We start from the raw sequence: 22,467 nt of genomic DNA, 5'->3' as shown, positions 1-22,467 counted from the left end.
TTATTTGATGCGGTGTAGTTTGACCTGAAAATCTTCACTACCACTCACAATCATGGTTCCTTGATTACTTTTCAAGTCGATACTATTGATTTTTTTAGAGCTTTGGTAAATTGTTTTACCTTCTGCTGCCTTTGTTTTGTCGAGCTTATGTTCGGAGGTTAAGTACCAAACCACTACTCGTCCATCATCGCCACCACTTACTAACAGACTACCATCATCACTAAATGCCAGACTATGCACAGATGTTTTTGATGCTGGCCAACGGTCTAGTGGCGAACAATTAAGTTCATTAACTTTTTCCTGCGGATTCGGATTTTTGATAGTTTGGCACTGATTTAAATTCCAAATCGTAATGAATCCCGCAGAATCGGAGGTTGCTAAGATTTTTTCTGCCGAGTTAGGAACAAAAGCTAATCCCCAAATATAGTCTTCACGCCCAACTAATGGATCTAGTTTTTCTAGATTTTGGACTGATAAACCTGGGAATTGTTTATCAGATTGAATTCGATTCCACTGCCATAATATAAAACGCTTAAAGTTTCCGGCAATTACTAAAGTTTTTGCATCTGGGCTGAGATTTAATGCCCGGACTTGGAAACCTGATAGTTTCAATGTACTTTGTACGTCGATAACTTCTCGCGGTTCTGGCAGAAAATCAGTGTTAGACGCTGGTCTTGACCATAATCTAACTTTACCACTGCCATAACCACTGAATAAGTTAAGTGAGTTTGAGGTGAAAGCTAGGTCAAAGACGCGATCGCCTTTTGCTTTAGGATCTTTAAAGTCTTGAAGTTCACTGATCTTTGCACCTGAGGGGACATCTCTTAGTTCAATTACACCATTATCTAAACCAACAGCAACACGATCATTTTGTAACGGCATGAAGCGTAAGACTTCTACAGCGTCGTCAGTAATCGCCATTAAACCTTTGGGCTGTTGCGCTTTATTACAAGCAACAGGCTGCCCAACATATGTTACTCTATCGTCGGGGTCTAACCTTTCAGCACCGATGCTCCAAAGTCTTAAGGTGCAATCATCTGAGCCACTGACCACAGATAAACCAATGCCACTAAAACGCACTGAATTCACAGAACGTGTATGCATTACATCTCTTGGTTGCAGTATCCATGCTAGGAGTGCGGCTAATAATGCGATCGCAGCCAGCTGTAGCCATAGAGGTATAATTGGCAGAGCCTCCACTTCTAATGTCTGCGTGGCCGGGTCTGTACTCCCTAAACGTTGGTCGGATAATTCAGATTTGGCCTCCAGCAACAAAGTTTTGCCGATTCCTAACCAAGGGCGTTTTGTTTTAACATCAAGGATGACTTTACTTGTCTCTGCTAGATGGAGATTGGTAATTTCGGGAAGCTTTTTGAAACTACATTTTCGCCAGTCTCTACCCTGCACTTGTAGATTAATTTCCTGATTGAGGTTACTAGCATTTTTAAATAGTAATTCAAAGGAAGCTGTATCAGACTTCCAGTCAGGCAACCATGCCGATTTACTAGGAATTTTCAGGTGTTTTTGTGTAATACCAAAGTCTATAAAACCCACAGGCAAGACTTCAATATTACCTTCAGCACTACTTGGATAACCATTATTGCTAACAGCTTCAATAGTAAAAGGATAATTTTGACTGGGCGCTTGTACTACAGAAGGAGGTTGGCATTGGAATGTCGCTTCTGCTAAACCACCTGCTTCTAAGAATAATCGGCGTTCTGTACTGCCTGTTAGCCAAGAAGGATCAACGCCTGTAAAACGTAGTACCACATCGGTAGGTTGTTGTCCCAAGTTCCGCACCCGAACTGGTATATCTACAGAATTTCGGGGATAAACTTGGAATTCTCGCACAGGCAATTCCACACTTAAATGTGTTGGTCTGTTGTCTCGCTCGATTTTTAGCCTCAGCACAAGTCTTGACTGCTGTGCTAATTGCGGTGAAAAAATCTTCACCATCAGGTTGACAGTACCGACAAATCCCGGAATGGGTGTATTGTATATGAAGACTTGGAATATTGTACTACTGCCTGGTGGCTTCGCTGCTGCCACCTCTGGTTCGAGTCGATACCAGAGATATCCTGTGTTCCGGGTTTCTCCTGCTGCGGTAACTTCTATCTGAAAATTGACAAAGCGATCGCTGTCATTATTGACAGCTACCTCAAATGAGACAGGAGTATCACCTGGACGAAAGGTTAGGTTCTGAGTAGAAAGACTGGCATTAATAACACTTTTTTCCATGCTATTATTTATACTTCTTTAATATTTTGCATGACTAAGACTCTTAAAAAATTAATATCTGCGAAAATGTCACAATAGTTCTTTTGCTTTGATTATTCAAATGTATATATTCAATATTGTGTAATAAATTTGTCAATTTATAAAATTCATTTTCAGAAAAGCTATATATTCAAATCCAAATTCATCAATTGCATATCTGGTACAATTCCCAACAAAACTTGCTAAACCGGGTTTATGGTCGGAAAATTGAGGTTTTCAGGTTTAACCAGCATAAAACCTGATTTTTGATGCCCATGCTAAATATGAGTTGAGCAACTTAGTAAAATTACATAGTTTGATTGCTTTACAAAAGTGGCAACTTGCTAGATAATAGCAACGAAAGGGAAAGTAATTAGTAGTATAGTTTTTTAGTTATCGGTAGTTGTGTGAAAACCCTGTAATACAAGGCTGAAGTCGGTTTGAGTTTCCCTCATCACCTAAGCTCAAAGTAACAAAATGGCAACGCTACATACCTTACACTTGCAACTAAATCACGCAACTTCCACCTCCAATACTGATAGTCTAGTCTTCATCGACATGGCAGTTGAAGACTATAGCGGTTTAGTCAATGGCGTGCTTGATAATACCGGAGTGTTTTTGCTTGACTCGACAGACAACGGTGTAGAACAAATTACGGAAATTCTGGAGAGTTGGGCTGGCGAGAATTTGACTAATATTCATCTTGTTTGCCACGGTGCCCCAGGTTACTTACAATTGGGGAACACACATTTAGGACTTGATACCCTCGAGGAATACAGCCAGCAACTGCAACAATGGCAGAAAATATTTTCAGCCTCTACCAAAAGCGATAATCCCTGCAACTTACTCATCTATGGTTGCAAAGTGGCTTTTGGTGATGCGGGGGCAGAATTTGTCGAAAAACTGCACCAACTCACAGGAGCGAATATTGCCGCTTCTGGTCACCTGATTGGGAATACAGCATTGGGTGGTAACTGGGAATTGTCAGTTCGCACTGCTGATATGGAAGTAAATCTTGCCTTTGCAGAAACGACGCGAGAAGCTTACGCAGGAGTACTGGCAACGTTCACGGTGAATAATACCAAAGACACGGATGATGGAAATGCGAACAACGGCATCACCACACTGCGAGAGGCAATTAACTTAGCCAATGCCACTCCTGGGGATGATACCATTACCTTTGGGGGTGTATTCAGTGATACTACCCCAGATGTGATTACCCTGACCTCTGGACAACTGACGATTACCGATGATGTGACTATCTTGGGGACTGGGGCATCGAAGCTGACTGTGAGTGGCAAGAATGCCTCTACAATATTCGAGATATCGGGATTAGCGACAGATGCCATCATTGATGGCTTGGCGATCGCTAGCGGCAGTATTAAGGTTAATAGAAATTCCATCCTTAGCCTAGCTAACATCAGCGTGTCTGATAATACAGCAGAAAGTGGCATTTCTAACAGTGGTATCCTCGGTCTTACTAACACCAGCGTCTTTGGCAATACACAGGGCGGTATCTATAATGGTGGTACTCTCAGCCTAACTAACAGCAGTATTCGTGGCAATACCGGGGGAAGCGGTATTTTTAATGACGGTTCTAGTGGTAAAACTGGTACTCTTAGCCTAACCAATAGCAGTATCTCTGGGAATACGGCAAACTCCGGTGGTGGTATCTATAATCAAGGCGGTACTCTCAGGCTGACCAACAGTACTGTCTCTGGCAATAGTGCAAAATTCGGTGGTGGCATTTTTAACGGAGATGATGGTAGTTATTTTTCCGGTTCAGCTACTTTAACTAATAGCACCATCTCTGGCAATACAGCGTTAGAAGATGGCGGTGCCATATACAATGGCAATGCCTACGTGGGAAACAACGAACTCACCATAATCAGCACCACAATTAATCACAACACAGCTGACTCAGATGGTAATGGTACTGGTAATGGTGGAGGTATTTTTAATAATGCTGGGTATATTAGTAGTAGCAACGTCAAAGTTAGTAACACCATCATCGCAGGCAATTTCGACAACTCCACCTCCGGTGATATAAACCCCGACGTGCGTGGTGAACTGATTGACTCCGGCAATAACCTGATTGGCAATAATACTGGTAGCACTGCCTTTACCACTAGCACCCTCGTCGGCACAAGTACTAGCCCCATTAACCCTAAACTTGGACTGCTGCAAAATAATGGTGGTACAACCTTAACTCATGCCTTACTTGCGGGTAGTCCCGCTATTAATGCTGGTAAGAATTCCTTAGTGACGACTGGAATTACCACTGACCAACGCGGTGCTGGATTTAACCGAATATTCAACGGTGTTATTGATATTGGTGCTTATGAAGTCCAGCCCCCCACAACTAAGCCACCTGTTAATACTGACACAGTGGTGACTAATACCAACGATTCTGGGGCAGGGTCATTGCGGCAGGCTATCCTCAATGCTAATGCTACTCTTGGGGCAGATACGATTACCTTTGCGGGTGTGTTCACCGATGCCACCCCGGATATCATCACCCTCACCTCTGGGAAATTGACGATTACCAATGATATTACGATTTTGGGGACTGGGGCATCTAACCTCACTATTAGCGGGAATAATGTCTCAGGCGTGTTCGAGATATCGGGCACAGGCACAGCTGCAAGCATTGATAGCTTGAAGATTGCTAATGCTAATGACCCCTTGGGCAGTATTTTGGTCAATAGTAATGCCAACCTTAGCCTGACAAGAAGCACTGTCTCAGACAATAAGGGGGTGGTAGGCGGTATATTTAACAGAGGCACTCTCAGCCTGACAGGAAGCACTGTCTCTGGCAATAGCGGTTCGTCCTTAGGCGGAGGCATCTTTAACAAAGGCAACCTTAGCCTGACAGGAAGCACTGTCTCTAATAATAATGCATACGTAGGTTTCAACCCTGCCTATGGCGGTGGTATATTCAACATAGGCAAGCTCAGTATAACAGGAAGCACTGTCTCCAATAATAGCGCGTTCGCTAGTGGTCTTAATCGGGGAGGTCCTGACCCTTATCCATCCTTTGGTGGTGGCATTTATAACTTAGGCAGCGTTGATATCACTCGCAGCACTGTCTCTAATAATAGTGCCGCAGACGGCGGTGGCATCTCTAACTCAGGTACTTTTAGCCTGACGGGAAGCACTGTCTCTGCCAATAGTGCATACTACGACGGCGGTGGCATTTATAATAGCGGCACTCTCAGCCTTGCCAACGACACCATTACAGATAACACATCAAAAGGCTTTGTGGCGGATATAGGCGACGGTGGGGGCGTTTTCAATAACTCTGATGGGACTGTTATTGTTGGGAACACCGTCATTGCAGGCAATTTTGATATGGCACCCAACATAACAAATTCTGGACTTTTTATCTTCACCCCTGACGTTTCCGGCAACTTCACCGATGTCGGCAACAACCTAATTGGCGATCGCACTGGTAGCACAGGCTTTACCACCAGCACCCTCGTTGGCACCAGCGCCAACCCCATTAACCCCAAACTCACCCCGCTGCAAAATAACGGTGGTGCAACGTTGACTCATGCATTACTTGCGGATAGTCCTGCAATTAACGCAGGCAAGAATGCTCTGATTCCAGCAGGGATCACCACTGACCAACGTGGCGCTGGATTTGACAGAATATCTCAGGGTACAGTTGATATTGGTGCATTAGAGTTTAACAGGCTGAATGGAACTAATGGCGCCGATAATCTCGTGGGTAAGAACTATGGTGACATCATTAACGCTCAAGCCGGGAATGATACCATCACAGGTAATCAAGGCAACGACGTCCTAACTGGTGGTAGCGGCAAGGATAAATTTGTTTACAACTTAGGTGACGGTGTTGATACGATCACCGATTTTGGTGGGTTAGGTAAAGGCTCAAATCCCTCGGCAGCAGTCATTGCTGAATTGGATACCTTGAAATTCCAAGGTACTGGATTAACTGCCAAAAATTTGCTACTCACCCAAAATGCTAGCAATCTGGAAGTCACCTTTGATGGGGTGGTTAATGAGAAAGTTATCCTGCAAAACTTTCCTTTAGAAAACCTAGACAACCTATCAACGCTGGGCAATATCCTGTTTGATGGGCAAAGCAGCATTAGTGACAGCTTTGATGTCTTCGATGCCAACTCCACCCAAAGCAACATCTTCAACAAAAACACAGTCACCTTTCTCAATGACCTGAACAACAATATCAATGGTTTTGACAACTCAGCTGATGTGATTAATGGTCAGGGGGGTGATGACCGCATCGACGGCAAGAGTGGTAAAGACCTGCTGCGCGGTGGTACGGGTAACGATACCCTGCTTGGTGGTGCAGATGATGACATCCTTGTTGGTGGTGCAGGTAACGATAGTCTTATCGGCGGTGCTGGCAATGACATTCTTATTGGTGGTGCAGATAACGATATCTTGACTGGCGGTAGCGGTAATGACCAGTTCATCTACCAAACCTTAAACAATTCCGGTGATACCATTACTGACTTTAATCAAAGCCAGGATAAGTTAATCTTTACCGACCTGTTTAAGAGCGTGGGCTATAGTGGCAGCGATCCCATCGGTGATGGCTACCTACAGTTTGTGCAATCGGGTACTTCTACACAAGTTAATTACTCTGCTGGTCCTTATTCTGTTTACACCTTGGCAACTTTGAATAATTTTACGGCTACAAATCTGGTAGTCGGTACTAACGTCATCGTCTAGCGCTCAATTATAGCCTGTAGCGACTGTCTTAATAATCAAGTGATTTGCCACTTTTTTCTAAGAGAATAAGACACGCAGTAGATTTAATCGAGACAAAAAATTATAACGAAAGACGACTCTCAAGGACAAGTAATAAAATGCCCAGTTGTCGCTTTTGCCTGAAGGGCAAAAGCACCAAAATACTTGGTTTTGCCAACAGTATCATTGAAACAGCTGGGCATTTTATTTTTTGGATGTTCCCAAACCACGCCAGCTAAAATTAGGCTTTTTGAAAAATCGAGAGAAACTTCACAATTGATAATGCAGAGTTAGACGAAAAGGGCGATTTAAGAATTATTGGGCAAGACGGGGGCAAAGCAGCGATGCCTACGGCGGTAAACTACGCACATTGAGGCGATAAAGACTATGAATTTTAGTTAAATTGGTGTTTTGATGAACAGGAGTTATTAGACATCTTCGAAAACTAGCATAAAATCTGATTTTTGATGACCATGCAAAATATGAGTTGAGCAACTTAGTAAAATTACATAGTTTGATCGCTTTACAAAAGCGGCAACTTGCTAGAAAATAGCAACGAAAGGGAAAAGAATTAGTAGTATAGTTTTTTGAGTTATTGATAGTTGTGTGAAAACCCTGTAATTACAAGGCTGAAGTCGGTTTGAGTTTCCCTCATCACATAAGCTCAAAGTAACAAAATGGCAACGTTACATACCTCACGCTTGCAAGTAAATCCCGCAACTTTCACCTCCAATACCGACAGTCTAGTTTTTATCGACACGGCAGTTGAAGACTATAGCGGTTTAGTCAATGGCGTGCTTGATAATACCCAAGTATTTTTGCTTGACTCGACAGACAACGGTGTAGAACAAATTACGGAAATTCTGGGTAGTTACGCTGGCGAGAATTTGACTGATATTCATCTTGTCTGTCACGGTGCCCCAGGTTGTTTACAATTGGGGAACACGCATTTAGGACTTGATACCCTCAAAGAATACAGCCAGCAACTGCAACAATGGCAGAAAATATTTTTAGCCTCTGCTAAAAGCGATAATCCCTGCAACTTACTCATCTATGGTTGCAAAGTGGCTTTTGGTGATGCGGGGGCAGAATTTATTGAAAAACTGCACCAACTCACAAAAGCGAATATTGCCGCTTCTGGTCAGTTGATTGGTAATACAGCATTGGGTGGGAACTGGGAGTTAGAAGTTCGCACTGCTGAGATGGAAGTAAATCTTGCCTTTGCAGAAACGACGCGAGAAGCTTACGCAGGAGTATTGGCAACGTTCACGGTGAATAATACCGGAGATACGGATGATGGGAATGCAAACAACGGCATCACCACACTGCGGGAGGCAATTAACTTAGCCAATGCCAGTCCTGGGAATGATACCATTACCTTTGGGGGTGTATTCACTGATACTACCCCAGATGTGATTACCCTCACCTCTGGATGGCTGACGATTACCGATGATATTACCATCTTGGGGACTGGGGCATCGAAGCTGACTGTGAGTGGCAATAATGCCTCCAGGGTGTTTGTGATATCGGGCGTAGGAACAGATGCCATGATTGATGGCTTGACCGTTGCTAATGGTAATAGCTATAGCAATCCCAATGATGGCGGTGGTATTTATGTCAGTTCCGGTAACATTCTTAGACTCACTAACAGCACTGTCTCCCGCAATACGGGAGGTGGCATCTATAACTCTGGCATCCTCAACCTAACAGGAAGCAGTGTCTCTGACAATAGAGAAGGCGGGATAGCTAATAATGGCTTCCTCAACCTAGCGGGAAGCAGTGTCTCTGGCAATACAGGAAATACGGGAGTTGGTATTGACAATGATGGTGGTACAGTCAGTCTAACTAATAGCAGTGTCTCTAGCAATACGCTAGGCGGCATCATTAATGAGGCTATTGGCGCTTATTTTTCTTACTCTGCTTCCCTTAGCCTCACCAATAGCAGTGTATCTGACAATACAGGATATTATGGCATCTATAACTCCGGCAGCTTTCTTAGACTTACCAATAGCAGTGTTTCTAGGAATACGGCAGGAGGCATTTCTAACTCACACTACCATGATTCATATACTGATATCTCAAGTTCAGCAATCTTGATTAACAGTACTGTATCTGGTAATAAGGCAACCTCTGACGGTGGCGGTATTTATAACAACGACACTCTCAGCCTTATCAACACCACGATTACCAATAACACAGCTGACTCAAACGGCGATGGTACTGGCGATGGTGGCGGTGTTTTCAACGATGGTGGAACTATCACTGTTGGGAACACCATTATTGCAGGCAACTTCGATAAATCCCCCTCCGCTAATATCTACCCTGACGTGGCTGGAAGCTTCACTGACTCCGGCAATAACCTGATTGGTAATAACACTGGTAGCACCGGATTGACCACAAGTACCCTAGTTGGCAGCAGTGCCAACCCGATTAACCCCAAACTGGGCCCTCTACAAAATAACGGCGGTGCAACTTTTACTGATGCTTTACTTGTCGGTAGTCCCGCTATTAATGCAGGCAATAATTCTCTATTTCCTGGTAGTGTTACTACTGACCAAAGGGGCGTTGGATTTAACCGAATATCTGACGAGACGGTGGATATTGGTGCTTATGAAGTCCAGTCCACTAGCCCACCACCTGTTAATACTGACACAGTAGTGACTAATACTAACGATTCCGGAGCAGGATCGTTGCGGCAGGCTATTCTCAATGCCAATGCTACTGTTGGGGCAGATACGATTACCTTTGCAGGCGTCTTCACCGATGCCACCCCAGATATCATCACCCTCACCTCTGGGAAATTGACGATTACCCATGATCTAACTATTTTGGGAACTGGGGTATCTAACCTCACTATCAGTGGGAATAATGCCTCTGGCGTGTTTGAGATATCAGGTACAGGAACAGATACAAGCATTAATGACTTGAAAATTGCTAATGCTAATGATGGCTTTGGTAGTATTCTGCTCAATAGCAATGCTAGCCTCAGCTTGACCAATAGCACTGTATCTAACAATAGTGGGTTGGTAGGCGGTATCTTTAACAGAGGTAGCCTTAGCCTGACTAATACTACTGTCTCTGATAATCGGGGGTCGTCATTAGGAGGCGGCATATTTAATAATGGCAATCTTAGCATAACGGGAAGCACTGTCTCTGGTAATACGGCAGATACTTATGGTGGCGGTATCTTCAACAAAGGCAGTCTCAGCATAACGGGAAGTACTGTCTCTAGTAATGGCCTGCAAACCATATCAGGTATTGAGCGCGACGGCAGTGGTCCAAATTTAGAAGATAGCTACGGCGGTGGCATCTATAACACAGGCAACCTCAGCATAACCAAAAGCACAGTCTCTGACAGTATCGCGGTCAACGGCGGCGGCATCTTTAACAGTGGCACCTTCAACCTTAACAATAGTACTGTCTCTAGCAATAAATCTTACATCCAGGGCAACGGCATCTCTAACAAAGGCACCCTTACTCTTACCAACAGCACTATTACTAATAATGAAATTTATCCATATAATACCAGTGATGGCCTGTCTTATGGTGGCCAGGGTAGCAGCGTTTTCAATGACTCTAATGGTAGTGTCATTGTTGGCAACACTATCATTGCAGGCAACTTTGGCTTACAGGGCGACGTTTCCGGTAGCTTCACTGACCTCGGCAGTAACTTGATTGGCAATAGGACTGGTAGTACTGGTTTTACCACCAGTACCCTCGTTGGCACCAGCGCCAACCCCATTGACCCGAAACTCACCCCCCTGCAAAATAACGGTGGTGCAACCTTGACTCATGCATTACTTGAGAATAGTCCCGCGATTAACGCAGGCAAAAATGCTTTGATTCCAGCAGGCTTTACCACCGACCAACGTGGCGCTGGATTCGATAGAATATCTCAGGGTACAGTTGATATTGGTGCATTAGAGTTCAACGATCTGAATGGAACCAATGGCGCTGATAATCTCGCGGGCAAGAACTATGGTGACATAATTAACGGTCAAGGCGGGAATGATACCATCACAGGTAATCAAGGCAATGACATAATTAACGGTCAAGGCGGGAATGATACGATCACAGGTAATCAAGGCAACGACGTCCTAACTGGTGGTGGCGGCAAGGATAAATTTGTTTACAACTTAGGTGAGGGTGTTGATACGATCACCGATTTCGGGGGGTTAGGTAAAGGCTCAAATCCCTCCGCAGCAATCGTTAGCGAATTGGATACCCTGAAATTCCAAGGTAGTGGATTAACTGCCAAAAATCTGCGACTCACCCAGAATGGTAACAATCTGGAAGTCACCTTTGATGGGGTGGCTAATGACAAAGTTATCCTGCAAAACTTTCCTTTAGAAAACCTAGACAACCTATCGGCACTGGGCAATATCTTGTTTGATGGGGAAAGTAGCATTCGTGACAGCTTTGATGTCTTCGATGCCAACTCCACCCAAAGCAGCATCTTCAACAAAAACACAGTCACCTTTCTCAATGACCTAAATAACAATGTCAATGGCTTTGACAACTCAGCTGATGTGATTAATGGTCAGGGGGGTAATGACTACATCAATGGCTTGAGTGGCAACGACCTGCTACGCGGTGGTGATGGTAACGATACCCTGGTTGGTAGTGCTGGTGATGACATCTTAATTGGCGGTAAAGGTAGCAATAACCTCAGTGGTGGTGCTGGTAATGACATCCTCCTTATTGGTGATGATAATTATTTTAGTACTGTTGAGAATAATGATATCCTTTACGGCGGTAGTGGTAATGACCAGTTTATCTATCAAACTGATAGCGCTGATAATACGATTATTGACTTTAATCCGAGTGATGATAAGTTAGTTCTTAGTAACGTGTTTAAGAATCGCGGCTACACTGGCAGCAATCCTATCGCTGATGGCTATCTACAGTTTGTGCAATCGGGTACTGCTACAAAAGTTAATTACTTTCCCTATGGTAATGGTGGTTTCGATTATACCTTGGCAACTTTGAATAATTTCACGGCTACAAATCTGGTAATCGGTACTAACGTCATCGTCTAGCGCTCAGTTATAGCCTGTAGTAGAAAAACAGTCGTAGCACTGCTACGTCTCTATAAGGGTTTTGGATAACGCATAATTAATTTCTGGAGATATCTATTGCTAGATTTTGGATTTTAGATGTTTCTAAAATCCAAAATCTAGAACTTTTACAATTGCCGCACTAATGGCTGACCATCTTTGACTTCACCAATCAAAACTAAATCGACACAGTTAACGAAGATACCATTTTCCAAAACGCCAGGAATGTTATTCAATGTCTTTTCTAGGCTGACTGGATCTTCAATAGAGTCAAATCTGACATCTAAGACAAAGTTTCCTTGGTCAGTGATCACTGGGCCAGCTTTTTTTACACCCATGCGGAGTTCTGGTTTACCACCGAGTTTTTTGATGGCATTGGTAACAGGAGTAATTGCCATTGGAATCACTTCCACAGGTACAGCAAAACTAGAACCCAAGCGGTCTACTAACTTGCCACTATCCACCACGACGATGAATTGTTCTGCCAGGTAATCTACGACTTTTTCGCGGGTATGTGCTGCACCACCGCCTTTTATCAAATTCTTCTGCGGATCAACTTCATCTGCACCATCAATGGCAATATCGATGTGGTCGATAGCGTCCAAGGTGGCGAGAGGAACACTATACTGCTTCGCCAGCACTTCTGACTGAAACGAGGTAGGTATACCAATGATATCTTTGAGTTCACCAGACTTGAGGCGATCGCCCAAAAACTGAATCGTATATGCTGTAGTTGACCCCGTACCCAACCCAACGATGGAACCAGATTTTACCAGGGCGGCGGCGGCTTTGCCAACTTCTTGCTTCATCAACTTTACGGGATCTGTTGCTGTCATTCCCAAAACTCCTGAAAAACTGACTATAGTCCATAGTAGTGGGCAGATAACGTCAAAAGATGAAAGGTAAAAAACAAGTTTTTGCTAATTTCTACTTCCTTGATTAGGCACTTCCAAAAAATAAAACATCATAGTGTCCGGGACAAAGGAGATGACCAATGTAATAATAGTGTATATTAATATACGAAGATTATGAATAAGCCACAGTACACTGCTTCTACTTTTGAGCAACTTTTCGCTGAGATTGCCCCGGAAGTAGCAAATACCTTCACGGTGGAGCAATTAGAAGCCATAAAAAGGGGTTTTGTCTCTCGGGGTAGGACCCGTCATGCTTTAGACATAAGAGTTTCAGTGCCAATTCCCGGATTAAGGTTTTATCTGGTGTTGTTAGCAGGTTCAGAACGTCGCTCTAAAGCGCGTTTACGCTCTGAAAAAGGTTTATATCCTTTTTGGACTCCAGCCAATATCTTGTTCCTCATCGGATTTCTAATCATTCTATCGGCTTGTAGCTACACTATATTTTCTTTTGCATTGTCTTCACTTACTCCCATATCTACCTCGTATTACCCTACTTCAATTCCTTGGATTGAGGATAAATCAGAATGTGAACACACTAGTAGAGTCTGGCATGATGGGAAGTGCTGGGATTCTGAACACAGTCCTAATTTTTAAAATTTATAGCTACACGCTACGTAGCGGGAGCAACATTACCCAGTCTAAATTCGTCACTAGTTAAGTTACAGGTTATTAGGAATACCAAATTTCGCCTTAACCTCAATAACGTAGTTTTTTAAATTCATTTAGCAGCTAAAAGTGGTTATTATAATGCGTCAGCTTTCAATTACTCTATCTTTAGTAGCCCTACTACAAAACTTACCAGCAATTGCTCAAGCTCAAGTGCCAGAAACTACTTCTGGAATCCCATCTGATTCCATTCAACAGGTAACTGCTGTCAAATGGATGACAAACTTTTCCGATGGCAAGTTTTATCCAGAAAGGTTAGTGAGTAGGGCCGAATTAGCGTCAATTATGGTAAAAGCATTTCAGCTAAATAAAAGACAAGCTGTTAGCAAAGAAAATTTAGCTATTCCAGATGTTCCTGCTTCTCATTGGGCGTTTAATGATATACAGACAGTCTTAAAAACTGACATTATGAAAGGGTATCGGGGCAATGAATTTTTCCCTAATCAAAAGGTGACAAGGGCAGAAGCTCTTGCTATTTTCGCCCAGGCTTATGGTGTATTTCAGTTTCCTGATGACGCTGTTAATGAGATTCTGGCTTCACATCCAGATGAAAAGTCTATCCCAGCTTGGGCTAGAAAAGCGATCGCTACAGTGGCTAGTGAGGGATTTCTTAACACAGATGCTCAAGGAAATATTTCCCCATTAAAACCTGTTACCCGTGGGGATATGGCTTATGTATTGAGTAAATATTTGCAACGACAACAGCGACAACCCGAAACACCAGAAATTCCGGTTATTCCAGATAGCCGACAATCTCCTTAACTGAATTTTATTCAGTTAAGCGACGTGTTTAAAATCAGTTTTGACCAGGACTTCTATACTTGTCTCGAATCTGGCGAAGATATAAGGAATTAGACTGTGTTGGTTGCTGCAACACATAATTCCCATAATTAGACTGTGGTAGTTGCGTCGGCTGCTGCAAGCCATAATTAGACTGTGGTAGTTGCGTTGGCTGCTGCAAGCCATAATTCCCATAATTAGACTGTGGTAGTTGCGTTGGCTGCTGCAAGCCATAATTCCCATATCCCACAGGGTTTATTGGGGTGACAACGCCTTGACTCGGAATCTGCCTAGAGTAAGGTGAAATATTAGTTGGTGCGGCAGAGGTAACTGGGGGCGTCACTGGTGCTACATTAGGCACTACCTGACCACTATTTAAATTATTATAGGGATTTTGCGGTAAGTTCGTACCCGTTGACGTATAACCTGTACCAGTAGTTAACCCATTACTAGGCAATACCTGACCGTTATTTAAATTACTGTAGGGATTTTGTGGTAAGTTCGTACCCGTTGACGTGTAGCCGTTCCCAGCAGTTAACCCAGTACTTGGTAGAGAATTCTGACTGGGTAAGCTGTTGATGGGTGGCATTAACGTTGTTCCTGAGTCAGAGACTCGGCCCAAGGGATTTGTCTGAGTTGCAGTGATCCCATTGAAGCTAGACGATTTCTGGTTTGTTGATTGGTTGAGTGCTGCTTGCAGAGGGCTAAGGGAGACAGAATTTTGATTTTTTTTGGTTTGATTAGTGAATCCAATACCCAGGGTAGAGGATGTTTGTTCCCCCTCTGTTGGTTCAGACGCTGTATTTAAGGTCTTCAGACCTAGAAACTGGTTATTACTATCAACCGTCCCAGTTCGCAATAAATTTTCTGTTTGGACAACAAAGGGATTTTTCACGGCTGGGGAGGCGTCGCCATTAACGCCTAAACCAGGATTTAATTTGGTATCACTACCAGACTTTTGTTTGTTAGTTACATCCTCTAATAAGCCTTTGCTTTTCTTTTCCTCAGTGTTTTCATTAGGGGTATTTGGCGTTAATGAGACAGTTGCTTGGTCAAAATCATTAAACAAAACTGGCAGGTTATCAATATCTGCGGCAATAGCTCGGTCTTCTGCTGACAGTGAGGAATCAGCAGGCTGTTGTGAAGCGACTTGGTTTTTTTGCTTATAAACGAAAAAATCTGGGTTTGACCAGTATTCCCAGGTTACTAGCCCTACTATAGATAAAAAAATTGCAGTTACCCAAAAACCAGGTCGCCCTAGATTCCATAACCTGGCTTTGAGATAGCGTAAGTAGGCGGGAGGATAATGACGATTTGGCATGGGATTGGTAATTGAAATTTACTCAAAATCGGAAAAACTTGACGAAAGTTGAAAGCGTTGCTGTTTAATGCTTTTGCTTTCCTCAACAGAAAATATCTCAACTTAAGTTTGAATAGTAATTTCATCCTAACTTCTCCATCAGTTATTAGTCATTACCAATAGACATGTAGTAGTCAAAAATTTACTTTTTAGCGGCTGGAGTCCTTTGGCAAGATTTTCTAGAAAGTTATGGTAATTCATGCTCAGTTTTTGGCTATTGGTCACATTGGATAACATCAGGAGTTGACAACTGGTCTAATTTATTGTTGTGGCGGGACAAAAGTTCAACTGTTTTTACTTTCTAGTTAGCAAACTGTGCGCTGCAATGCTTCGATACGCCTCTGAGAGCACTATGCTGCACCGTACTATTAACCAGGAGACTACAGCAATGATGAAAGCTGAAGATATCATGACCAAAGATGTAGTTACCATTCGCGGTTCGGCGACTGTTGCTGAAGCGGTAGGGATGATGAAGGAAAAAAAATTGCGGGCGCTGGTTGTGGATCGTCGCTATGACAATGATGCTTATGGCATTGTCACAGAAACGGATATTGTCTATAAGGTAACAGCCTACGGTAAAGACCCAAAGCAAGTACGGGTTTACGAAATTATGAGCAAGCCCTGCATTGTGGTCAATCCTGATTTGGGTGTGGAATATGTAGCGCGGTTATTTGCTAACACTGGTATTCATCGAGCACCTGTGATTCAAAGCAAGCTGTTGGGTATCATCTCGATTACCGACATTTTGACCAAAAGCGACTTTGTAGAAGCTCCAAAAGCCCTACTGCTGGAGGAGAGAATTCAAAAAGCCATTGAGCAGGCTCGGTCTATTTGCACCGGACAAGGTGCTTATTCTAAAGCCTGTGCAGCTGCCTGGGATGAGGTAGAAGAACTTCAAGCAGAAGCAGCTCATCAGAAATCTGAGGGTATGGTATCAGCCAAAGTCTCTTTTGAAGAATACTGCAAGGAAAACCCAGATGCACCAGAGTGTCGAAGTTATCATCCGTAATTGAGGTGTGGGGATGAAGAGGAAGGGGGCAAAGAAAGGGGCAGAGAGAGGTTCCCCTGTTCCCCGCTTCCTCTACCGTTTGGCAACTCGCATTAATAAAAATAAACCTATTCCTAAAAAAAGAAAGTTCGGCAACCAAGCCCCCATAAAGGGAGAGAGGACACCTGCTTGCGCGATCGCACCACCAATAAAGAAAATTAAGTAGTACGAAAATATAACTACAACGCTAATCCCAAAGCTGGTGCCTCTTCCAGTTCGCTGCGGTATGCTTCCCATAGCTGCACCTACCAAGCCAAAAACTACACATACAAAGGGCAAAGAGATTTTTTGTTGAATCCGCACTTCGAGTTTACGAATTTTTTGGCGATCGCCACCGAGAAGTTCCACTTGTAGTTGATCTAGGGCTTCAGAAATATTCATCTCACCATAATCGCGGCTTTTTTCTGCCAGACTTAATGGCGTGCGCGGTAGTTGCAGTTGTTGGTGTTCAAATCTAACAATGTTGCGATAGGAGCGATCGGCAGCAACAAAATAGATCGTGCCGTTATAAAAATCCCAGACATTTTCAGAAGCATTCCACTGGGCAGATTCTGATACCACAATTTGATTCAGACCTTTTGTTGAGCGGTCTATAATCGTCAAACCTTTCATCCGCTTACCATCAAACTGGTCGGCGTAAAACAAGCGTGTCAATATCCTATTTTTAGAGCCATCTGGCTGGGCAGCATCCTGGTATTCAGGATAGAAAATATTTTGCTGTTTAAAAGTTGGCTTGTCTGATTTCAGGGCTTTATCCAGAGTCATTGCCGCTTGGTAATTTGCTGCTGGTGCAATTTGTTCATTAAACACAAATGTCATTCCTGTAACCACAAGACTTAACATCACAGCAGTTAGCACCATGCGATAGACGCTCACCCCACAACCACGCAGGGCAATTAGTTCGCTCTCGCTAGAAAGACGACTGTAGGTCATCAAAGTAGCCAGCAGCGTAGACATAGGGAAGGCTAAAACAATAAAGTTGGGAAACTTTAACAAAAAAACTTGAATAGCAATGTCTAGGGGTAGCCCAGATTCTACGATTTTTCTAATTAGATCAAATACAGCATCAATGGTGACACCAATTGATGAAAAAGCTCCGACACCAAAGAAAAACGGCGCTAACAATTCGCTGGCAAGGTAGCGATCCATGATCGTAAAAGGCAGCAGCGAATGGAGGTTGTAGAAAGACGTAAACTTCTTTGATATCATAAGCAAAATTAAATAGTTAAATATTGGCAGCCTTAGTGAAGTAAAGTATATCTACTGTATTTAGGATCAAAATTCAATTTTAAATAGCTAAAGTTAATTAATAAATTCATGCTTATACCAATTCTTTAGGAAACTGCACAAAATCAAGCTTGGTCAGACTTAGGGCAAAATCCCCAAGTTCAGGAGCAACCTCAGAATAAAAAATCAAAATAACCTTTGAAATTATTAACTAAATAATTGTTAATTTAGACTTGAAAATTATCCCCTAAATAATATTGCCGCACAAGAGAATTGCCGTAGAGTTCGTCAGTAGCGCCAAAAGCAAGAATTTGTCCCTCGCGCATGATGTAGGCGCGATCGGTGATCGCCAGGGTTTCGCGGACATTATGATCTGTAATTAAGATTCCCATGCCGCGATCGCGCAGTCGTGCGACAATTTGCTGAATTTCTGAGACTGCGATCGGATCAACTCCAGCAAATGGTTCATCCAAAAGTAAAAATTTTGGACCTTCTTGTCCAGCAGCTAAAGACCTTGCTAATTCTGTCCGCCGTCGCTCACCACCAGAAAGTTGAATTCCTTTGCTATTGGCTAATTTTTCCAACCGAAACTCCCGCAGTAAAGTTGTGAGTCGTCTTGTCCACTCCCATCGTGGCACATTAGTTTGCTCTAGCACTAACAGAATATTATCCTGTACCGAAAGTTGGCGGAAAACACTTGGTTCTTGTGCTAGATAGCCAATACCCAGTCGCGCCCTTTTGTGCATTGGCATTCCCGTAACGTCCAGATTACCTAGCCAGACTTTTCCTTGATTGGGTTTTTCTAAACCTGTGGCAATGTAAAAGGTCGTCGTTTTACCAGCCCCATTGGGGCCTAGTAAACCAACGACTTCGCCCTGAGCAACAGAAAGATTGACACGATTGACAATTACTCGCTTGCCATAAGATTTATGAATATTCTCTAAAACAATTTTCATTGTTCGCGCCCTTTCTTGACAGTAGATGCTAATTAGAACGCTTAAATGCTGGTGTTTGTGGGGCAGGTTTTGCAGTTTGTCCATCATTATCTGATTCCTGGATCATATAGATGGACTCTACCTGACGGTTGGATTGGGGTAAGGCAACAAATCGCCCTTGATCAATTAAATAGGTTACTTTCTCCGCCCGGATACTGTTACCGCCCTGTTGCAAAATATAGACATTGCCACTGAAATCAATTCGGCGTTCCTTACTAAAGTACTGTGCTTGGGCAGATGTTGCTTGAATTTGGCGAGCCGGATACGACATTTGCACATTACCGCGAGCAGTGATTACTTGATTTTTGGCGTCATATTCTTGGACATCAGCACGGATAGTGAGGGGGCGATTTTCTCTAGGTGTTTGTGCAGTAGCGGTTTGCAATTGGTTAGGGAAGGCGACGCCCAAGAGTGCAACTGGGAGCATTAAAGCTAATCCAAAGCGACGCATCTGGGATATGGGCAATTGATAGCAGGGCATCATAGCAATTGGGGATTCAGGATTTCATTGCATTCTAATTATCTCAAGTACTTTATCCAGAGATGAAATATCCAATCTGGAGTGATTTACGATAACTACTGGCTGAAATAGTGACGCTACGCCCAACCTCAAGGTTTCAGGTAATTGGCATTTGAGTGAAAATGACGTAGGCACAATTCATGAATTGTGCCTACCAAGGATTTCGGGCAACGTATAATTAATTTCAACAGATGTCTAATCAGTACTTAGCAGAATTATAGGTAAAGATAAGACTTGATTTTCACCCAGATCACCAGCCATAATCAAGTCTGGCCCTATTTGTTGTAATGTCGTCAACAACACTGCGCTCTGACTCAATAGTTCATCTACATCAACACCGCTGTAACTAGATGGGTAACGGCGTAGGCGATTGCTGCCTTCTCCCAGTAGAATTACTGCACCTCGCCAGTTCCGATTCTCCAAATGATACAGCGCTACAGCAATTTGGAGAATGCCTTGATAAAAGGTTTTTTCCGGTTCGCCAGCTTCAATCCACAAAGCTTCTAAAGTGTCATGACAGGCGTAGAACTCACCAGAATTGAACTGTTCTACGCCTTGCCAAAACTCTTGGGGGATGGTTTGGCTCATCCCATGCTGTCTCGTACTTCTTTAATTGTTTCGAGAGAGATTTCTTGTTTTTCTCCAGCAAACTCGTTCTCAGGGGTAAGGAACAACATGCAGTGACACTCTTTGCGTTCTCTCATTGGTACACAGGGACAGTTCCAATATGTGCCGTGAACCTCAGCCTCTTTATCTTCGTAGTGGCGACAGGGACATAAAGGCGCACCCAGTTCATCTTTATGTTTGGCTAGTCCCTCGATCACAACTGCGGTAACAGAAGGTTCAGAACAAAAGTATGTTCCAGTCCGCTTGGCGTATTGTTCGGAAAAATGCCGCATTGCCTCTAGGCTTTTATCGCTGGATTTTGTGTTAGCTTCTGATGAGATCATGTGGATCGGCGACTCATAATTTAAATATTTCTTTGCATTGTACCTCAGCCTCATGTAGGGATTACTGGGTGTTTTTCCCCAACCTCACCTACTCAAATTGTTTTACCTTTGCTCAAAGGCTGATATGTCTGGTCTGCTGGGATCAAAGAAAATCTCAGAAATCACAGAAGCTTAATTTCTAAACTAATCAAAATTCAAGTTGCATCTTCAGGCAGACTTTAAAAGTCAAGAGGTTGATTTATTCTCATCAACAAACGACGCTGTGATGGATCTAAGGGAAGACGCCAAGCGTGATCCTTTTATCAGCCTTATATCAGGCTTTGTATATTTATACATTGTGCTGAATTCTCTTCATCATAACTTTATGAAACTTTATGAAATAACTAAGTAATAACACTTACTACTTTTTGCAATTTAGTGTATTTGCTGAGATGTGTAACAAAAAGCATAAACTTATCAAGAGTTACAACTACTACCATATGAGCATTTCAACTTTTGCAAAAAAGTTATCGACTGCTGCTATCGGGGCAACAGTCATCGTTTTGGGAATAGGAGCAGTAGCACAAGCAACTGTTTTAACATTTGATGATATAGCGCCTGTTTCTTTTGCTCCAATTTCTAACGGCTACGGAGGATTCAATTGGGACAATTTTGACTACACTGATGGCTCAAATTTTCCTATTACAATCTGTAAAGGCAGGCTTTGTTCGTATAGCCCTTTTAGGGTGTGGTTTTTTGCTGAAGGTATTGATTAATATGAATGTAATGTTTTTTGCAGTTGGGATTGTAGTAGGCGATCGCTTTCCAAAACTATACCCGGGTGTTCCCAATTGATTAGCTCTTGTCCTAGTGGTGAGGAAATATTTGGCCACAAAACCCAGCGACTGCCTTGAGGAAGAGTAGAAAGACTCAGGGAGTTTTGAGTCAGCCAAATCAAGGGATAGCTTTTAGGAACTACTGAACTGGTATCTTCTAGGGCTGTGGTTGCTGCTAAGGTTTCTAAAACAAAACGCTCACCTTTGATTAAACTTGTTGATGCTGTCCATAGTTGCACCTGTAATTGCTGTTGCTGTGCATAAAAATACAGTGATGCTGCGGCAATTACTGCTTGTTCAAAGTTTTCTTCTTCCCAATTGCTAGTGCTGTCAAGGGCAATAACTATCTCTTGTCCACCTGTGACCATTTCCAACTCCCGCACCCTTAATTCGCCATAGCGGGCGCTAGTCCGCCAGTGAATTAGACGAGTAGGATCTCCGAGGCGATAAGGACGGAGCGATCGCACCAGCCCTGTTGTGGCTGTCTGCAAGGGTCTACCACGAGGATCGCCCCTTTTGCTCTCTTCTTGTCCCATTTCATCTACTAAGGGGCAGGTAGCCAAGGGTAACACTGTGGGATAGACGATCGCCATTGCAGCACAGTCACGTTGACGGCGACACCAAAACAATCCCAAAGGCGCACCAGAACCCAGTTCGACTGTGTGCCAACGATAAACGCCCCGGCGCTGGGTAGGGTGATAATATATCCAACGGTAACTGCCTTGGCTAGGAATTGTTTCTATTGCTTTTTGTACTGGTTTCCCTAAGACGAAGGGCAACATATCTACGACTTGCAACAAGCTTACAGGCTGCTGTGTCTGATTGCGGATTTCTAATTCTACCGTCAGATCATCGCCGGCTGAGACAGGTTGGATAGGACAGCGGGAGATGGATAGACCTGTAAGCGATCGCGGCGGTAAGATGGCTGCTACACCCAAAAGGGCAAAACTGATGCCGCTAATGGCGTACAGCCAACCAGCCATCGTATTGATACCTGCTCCAAAAAAACAAATAGCCGTTGCTGCTAGTATCCAACCGCCGTATGCAGGGGCACAAGCGCGAGTTTCTAACCAATTGGTGATGGGTTTGATAAAATTCATGTTTCTTTTTTAACCCAACACAACCCGAAATTCACAGTATCT

Annotated in this window: 15 protein-coding genes; 6 read left to right on the top strand and 9 right to left on the bottom strand. The window is 43.3% G+C overall.

Annotation, left to right across the window (positions count from 1 at the left end; translation table 11 throughout):
• Positions 1-2,238 (bottom strand): hypothetical protein, encoded by a 2,238-nt coding sequence (locus V7K40_RS14575; RefSeq protein WP_334960699.1) that lies wholly within the window; start codon positions 2,236-2,238, stop codon positions 1-3.
• A gap of 495 nt (positions 2,239-2,733) precedes the next feature.
• Between V7K40_RS14575 and V7K40_RS14570 the strand changes: the two genes are divergently transcribed.
• Together V7K40_RS14570 and V7K40_RS14565 are read left to right on the top strand one after the other, a co-directional pair.
• Positions 2,734-6,975 (top strand): DUF4347 domain-containing protein, encoded by a 4,242-nt coding sequence (locus V7K40_RS14570; protein ID WP_334960697.1) that lies wholly within the window; start codon positions 2,734-2,736, stop codon positions 6,973-6,975.
• A 695-nt stretch (positions 6,976-7,670) separates the two neighbouring features.
• Positions 7,671-12,032: a DUF4347 domain-containing protein gene (locus V7K40_RS14565; protein ID WP_334960695.1), complete on the top strand. Its 4,362-nt coding sequence runs from the start codon at positions 7,671-7,673 to the stop codon at positions 12,030-12,032.
• A 146-nt stretch (positions 12,033-12,178) separates the two neighbouring features.
• On the opposite strand, the gene rpiA is transcribed toward V7K40_RS14565, so the two are convergent.
• Complete coding sequence (rpiA, locus tag V7K40_RS14560; RefSeq protein WP_334960693.1) at positions 12,179-12,886, bottom strand: ribose-5-phosphate isomerase RpiA; 708 nt, start codon at positions 12,884-12,886, stop codon at positions 12,179-12,181.
• A 192-nt stretch (positions 12,887-13,078) separates the two neighbouring features.
• Between rpiA and V7K40_RS14555 the strand changes: the two genes are divergently transcribed.
• Together V7K40_RS14555 and V7K40_RS14550 are read left to right on the top strand one after the other, a co-directional pair.
• The gene (locus V7K40_RS14555; protein ID WP_334960691.1) at positions 13,079-13,558 is read left to right on the top strand and encodes a hypothetical protein; all 480 of its coding nucleotides are present in this window, start codon (positions 13,079-13,081) and stop codon (positions 13,556-13,558) included.
• Positions 13,559-13,711: 153 nt separating this feature from the next.
• On the top strand, positions 13,712-14,392 hold the full coding sequence (locus V7K40_RS14550; protein ID WP_334960689.1) for an S-layer homology domain-containing protein: 681 nt from the start codon (positions 13,712-13,714) through the stop codon (positions 14,390-14,392).
• Positions 14,393-14,426: 34 nt separating this feature from the next.
• Here the strand turns inward: V7K40_RS14550 and V7K40_RS14545 are convergent, their stop codons facing one another.
• The gene (locus V7K40_RS14545) at positions 14,427-15,731 is read right to left on the bottom strand and encodes a hypothetical protein (protein WP_334960687.1); all 1,305 of its coding nucleotides are present in this window, start codon (positions 15,729-15,731) and stop codon (positions 14,427-14,429) included.
• Between the two features lie 427 nt (positions 15,732-16,158).
• Between V7K40_RS14545 and V7K40_RS14540 the strand changes: the two genes are divergently transcribed.
• Positions 16,159-16,779 carry a CP12 domain-containing protein gene (locus V7K40_RS14540; protein WP_334960737.1) on the top strand — a complete coding sequence of 207 codons (621 nt, stop codon included), beginning with the start codon at positions 16,159-16,161 and terminating at the stop codon, positions 16,777-16,779.
• A 72-nt stretch (positions 16,780-16,851) separates the two neighbouring features.
• Here the strand turns inward: V7K40_RS14540 and V7K40_RS14535 are convergent, their stop codons facing one another.
• The 5 genes from V7K40_RS14535 to V7K40_RS14515 all read right to left on the bottom strand — a co-directional run bounded on the left by V7K40_RS14535 (position 16,852) and on the right by V7K40_RS14515 (position 20,510).
• Complete coding sequence (locus V7K40_RS14535; protein WP_334960735.1) at positions 16,852-17,967, bottom strand: LptF/LptG family permease; 1,116 nt, start codon at positions 17,965-17,967, stop codon at positions 16,852-16,854.
• Between the two features lie 305 nt (positions 17,968-18,272).
• Positions 18,273-19,001: an LPS export ABC transporter ATP-binding protein gene (gene lptB / locus V7K40_RS14530; RefSeq protein ID WP_298909124.1), complete on the bottom strand. Its 729-nt coding sequence runs from the start codon at positions 18,999-19,001 to the stop codon at positions 18,273-18,275.
• Positions 19,002-19,029: 28 nt separating this feature from the next.
• Entirely contained in the window at positions 19,030-19,524 is a 495-nt protein-coding gene (locus V7K40_RS14525; protein WP_334960684.1) for an LptA/OstA family protein, read from the bottom strand.
• Positions 19,525-19,755: 231 nt separating this feature from the next.
• Positions 19,756-20,148 carry a DUF309 domain-containing protein gene (locus V7K40_RS14520; protein ID WP_334960683.1) on the bottom strand — a complete coding sequence of 131 codons (393 nt, stop codon included), beginning with the start codon at positions 20,146-20,148 and terminating at the stop codon, positions 19,756-19,758.
• Positions 20,145-20,510, bottom strand: a complete 366-nt coding sequence (locus tag V7K40_RS14515; RefSeq protein WP_334792480.1) for a ferredoxin thioredoxin reductase catalytic beta subunit — start codon at positions 20,508-20,510, stop codon at positions 20,145-20,147. The genes V7K40_RS14520 and V7K40_RS14515 overlap by 4 nt, the downstream gene beginning before the upstream one ends.
• Before the next feature lie 479 nt (positions 20,511-20,989).
• On the opposite strand from V7K40_RS14515, the gene V7K40_RS14510 reads away from it, so the two are divergent.
• A complete protein-coding gene (locus V7K40_RS14510; protein ID WP_334960681.1) occupies positions 20,990-21,265 on the top strand; it encodes a hypothetical protein in 276 nt (91 codons plus the stop codon).
• Here the strand turns inward: V7K40_RS14510 and V7K40_RS14505 are convergent.
• On the bottom strand, positions 21,262-22,425 hold the full coding sequence (locus tag V7K40_RS14505; RefSeq protein WP_334960679.1) for a DUF58 domain-containing protein: 1,164 nt from the start codon (positions 22,423-22,425) through the stop codon (positions 21,262-21,264). The two genes, V7K40_RS14510 and V7K40_RS14505, sit on opposite strands and share 4 nt — an antisense overlap.
• Positions 22,426-22,467 lie beyond the last annotated feature (42 nt).

Origin of the sequence: Nostoc sp. (genome assembly GCF_036917195.1) — a bacterium.
Classification (GTDB): domain Bacteria; phylum Cyanobacteriota; class Cyanobacteriia; order Cyanobacteriales; family Nostocaceae; genus Nostoc.
Note: the sequence above shows the minus strand (reverse complement) of the source record. Positions and strands in the feature narration are given on the sequence as shown.

Coding starts and splice junctions, on each gene's coding strand:
- V7K40_RS14555 (WP_334960691.1), top strand. CDS start 13,079: ATGAATAAGCCACAGTACACTGCTTCTACTTTTGAGCAACTTTTCGCT.
- V7K40_RS14520 (WP_334960683.1), bottom strand. CDS start 20,148: ATGAGCCAAACCATCCCCCAAGAGTTTTGGCAAGGCGTAGAACAGTTC.
- V7K40_RS14575 (WP_334960699.1), bottom strand. CDS start 2,238: ATGGAAAAAAGTGTTATTAATGCCAGTCTTTCTACTCAGAACCTAACC.
- lptB (WP_298909124.1), bottom strand. CDS start 19,001: ATGAAAATTGTTTTAGAGAATATTCATAAATCTTATGGCAAGCGAGTA.
- V7K40_RS14525 (WP_334960684.1), bottom strand. CDS start 19,524: ATGATGCCCTGCTATCAATTGCCCATATCCCAGATGCGTCGCTTTGGA.
- rpiA (WP_334960693.1), bottom strand. CDS start 12,886: ATGACAGCAACAGATCCCGTAAAGTTGATGAAGCAAGAAGTTGGCAAA.
- V7K40_RS14510 (WP_334960681.1), top strand. CDS start 20,990: ATGAGCATTTCAACTTTTGCAAAAAAGTTATCGACTGCTGCTATCGGG.
- V7K40_RS14545 (WP_334960687.1), bottom strand. CDS start 15,731: ATGCCAAATCGTCATTATCCTCCCGCCTACTTACGCTATCTCAAAGCC.
- V7K40_RS14540 (WP_334960737.1), top strand. CDS start 16,159: ATGATGAAAGCTGAAGATATCATGACCAAAGATGTAGTTACCATTCGC.
- V7K40_RS14505 (WP_334960679.1), bottom strand. CDS start 22,425: ATGAATTTTATCAAACCCATCACCAATTGGTTAGAAACTCGCGCTTGT.
- V7K40_RS14550 (WP_334960689.1), top strand. CDS start 13,712: ATGCGTCAGCTTTCAATTACTCTATCTTTAGTAGCCCTACTACAAAAC.
- V7K40_RS14535 (WP_334960735.1), bottom strand. CDS start 17,967: ATGGATCGCTACCTTGCCAGCGAATTGTTAGCGCCGTTTTTCTTTGGT.
- V7K40_RS14565 (WP_334960695.1), top strand. CDS start 7,671: ATGGCAACGTTACATACCTCACGCTTGCAAGTAAATCCCGCAACTTTC.
- V7K40_RS14570 (WP_334960697.1), top strand. CDS start 2,734: ATGGCAACGCTACATACCTTACACTTGCAACTAAATCACGCAACTTCC.
- V7K40_RS14515 (WP_334792480.1), bottom strand. CDS start 20,510: ATGATCTCATCAGAAGCTAACACAAAATCCAGCGATAAAAGCCTAGAG.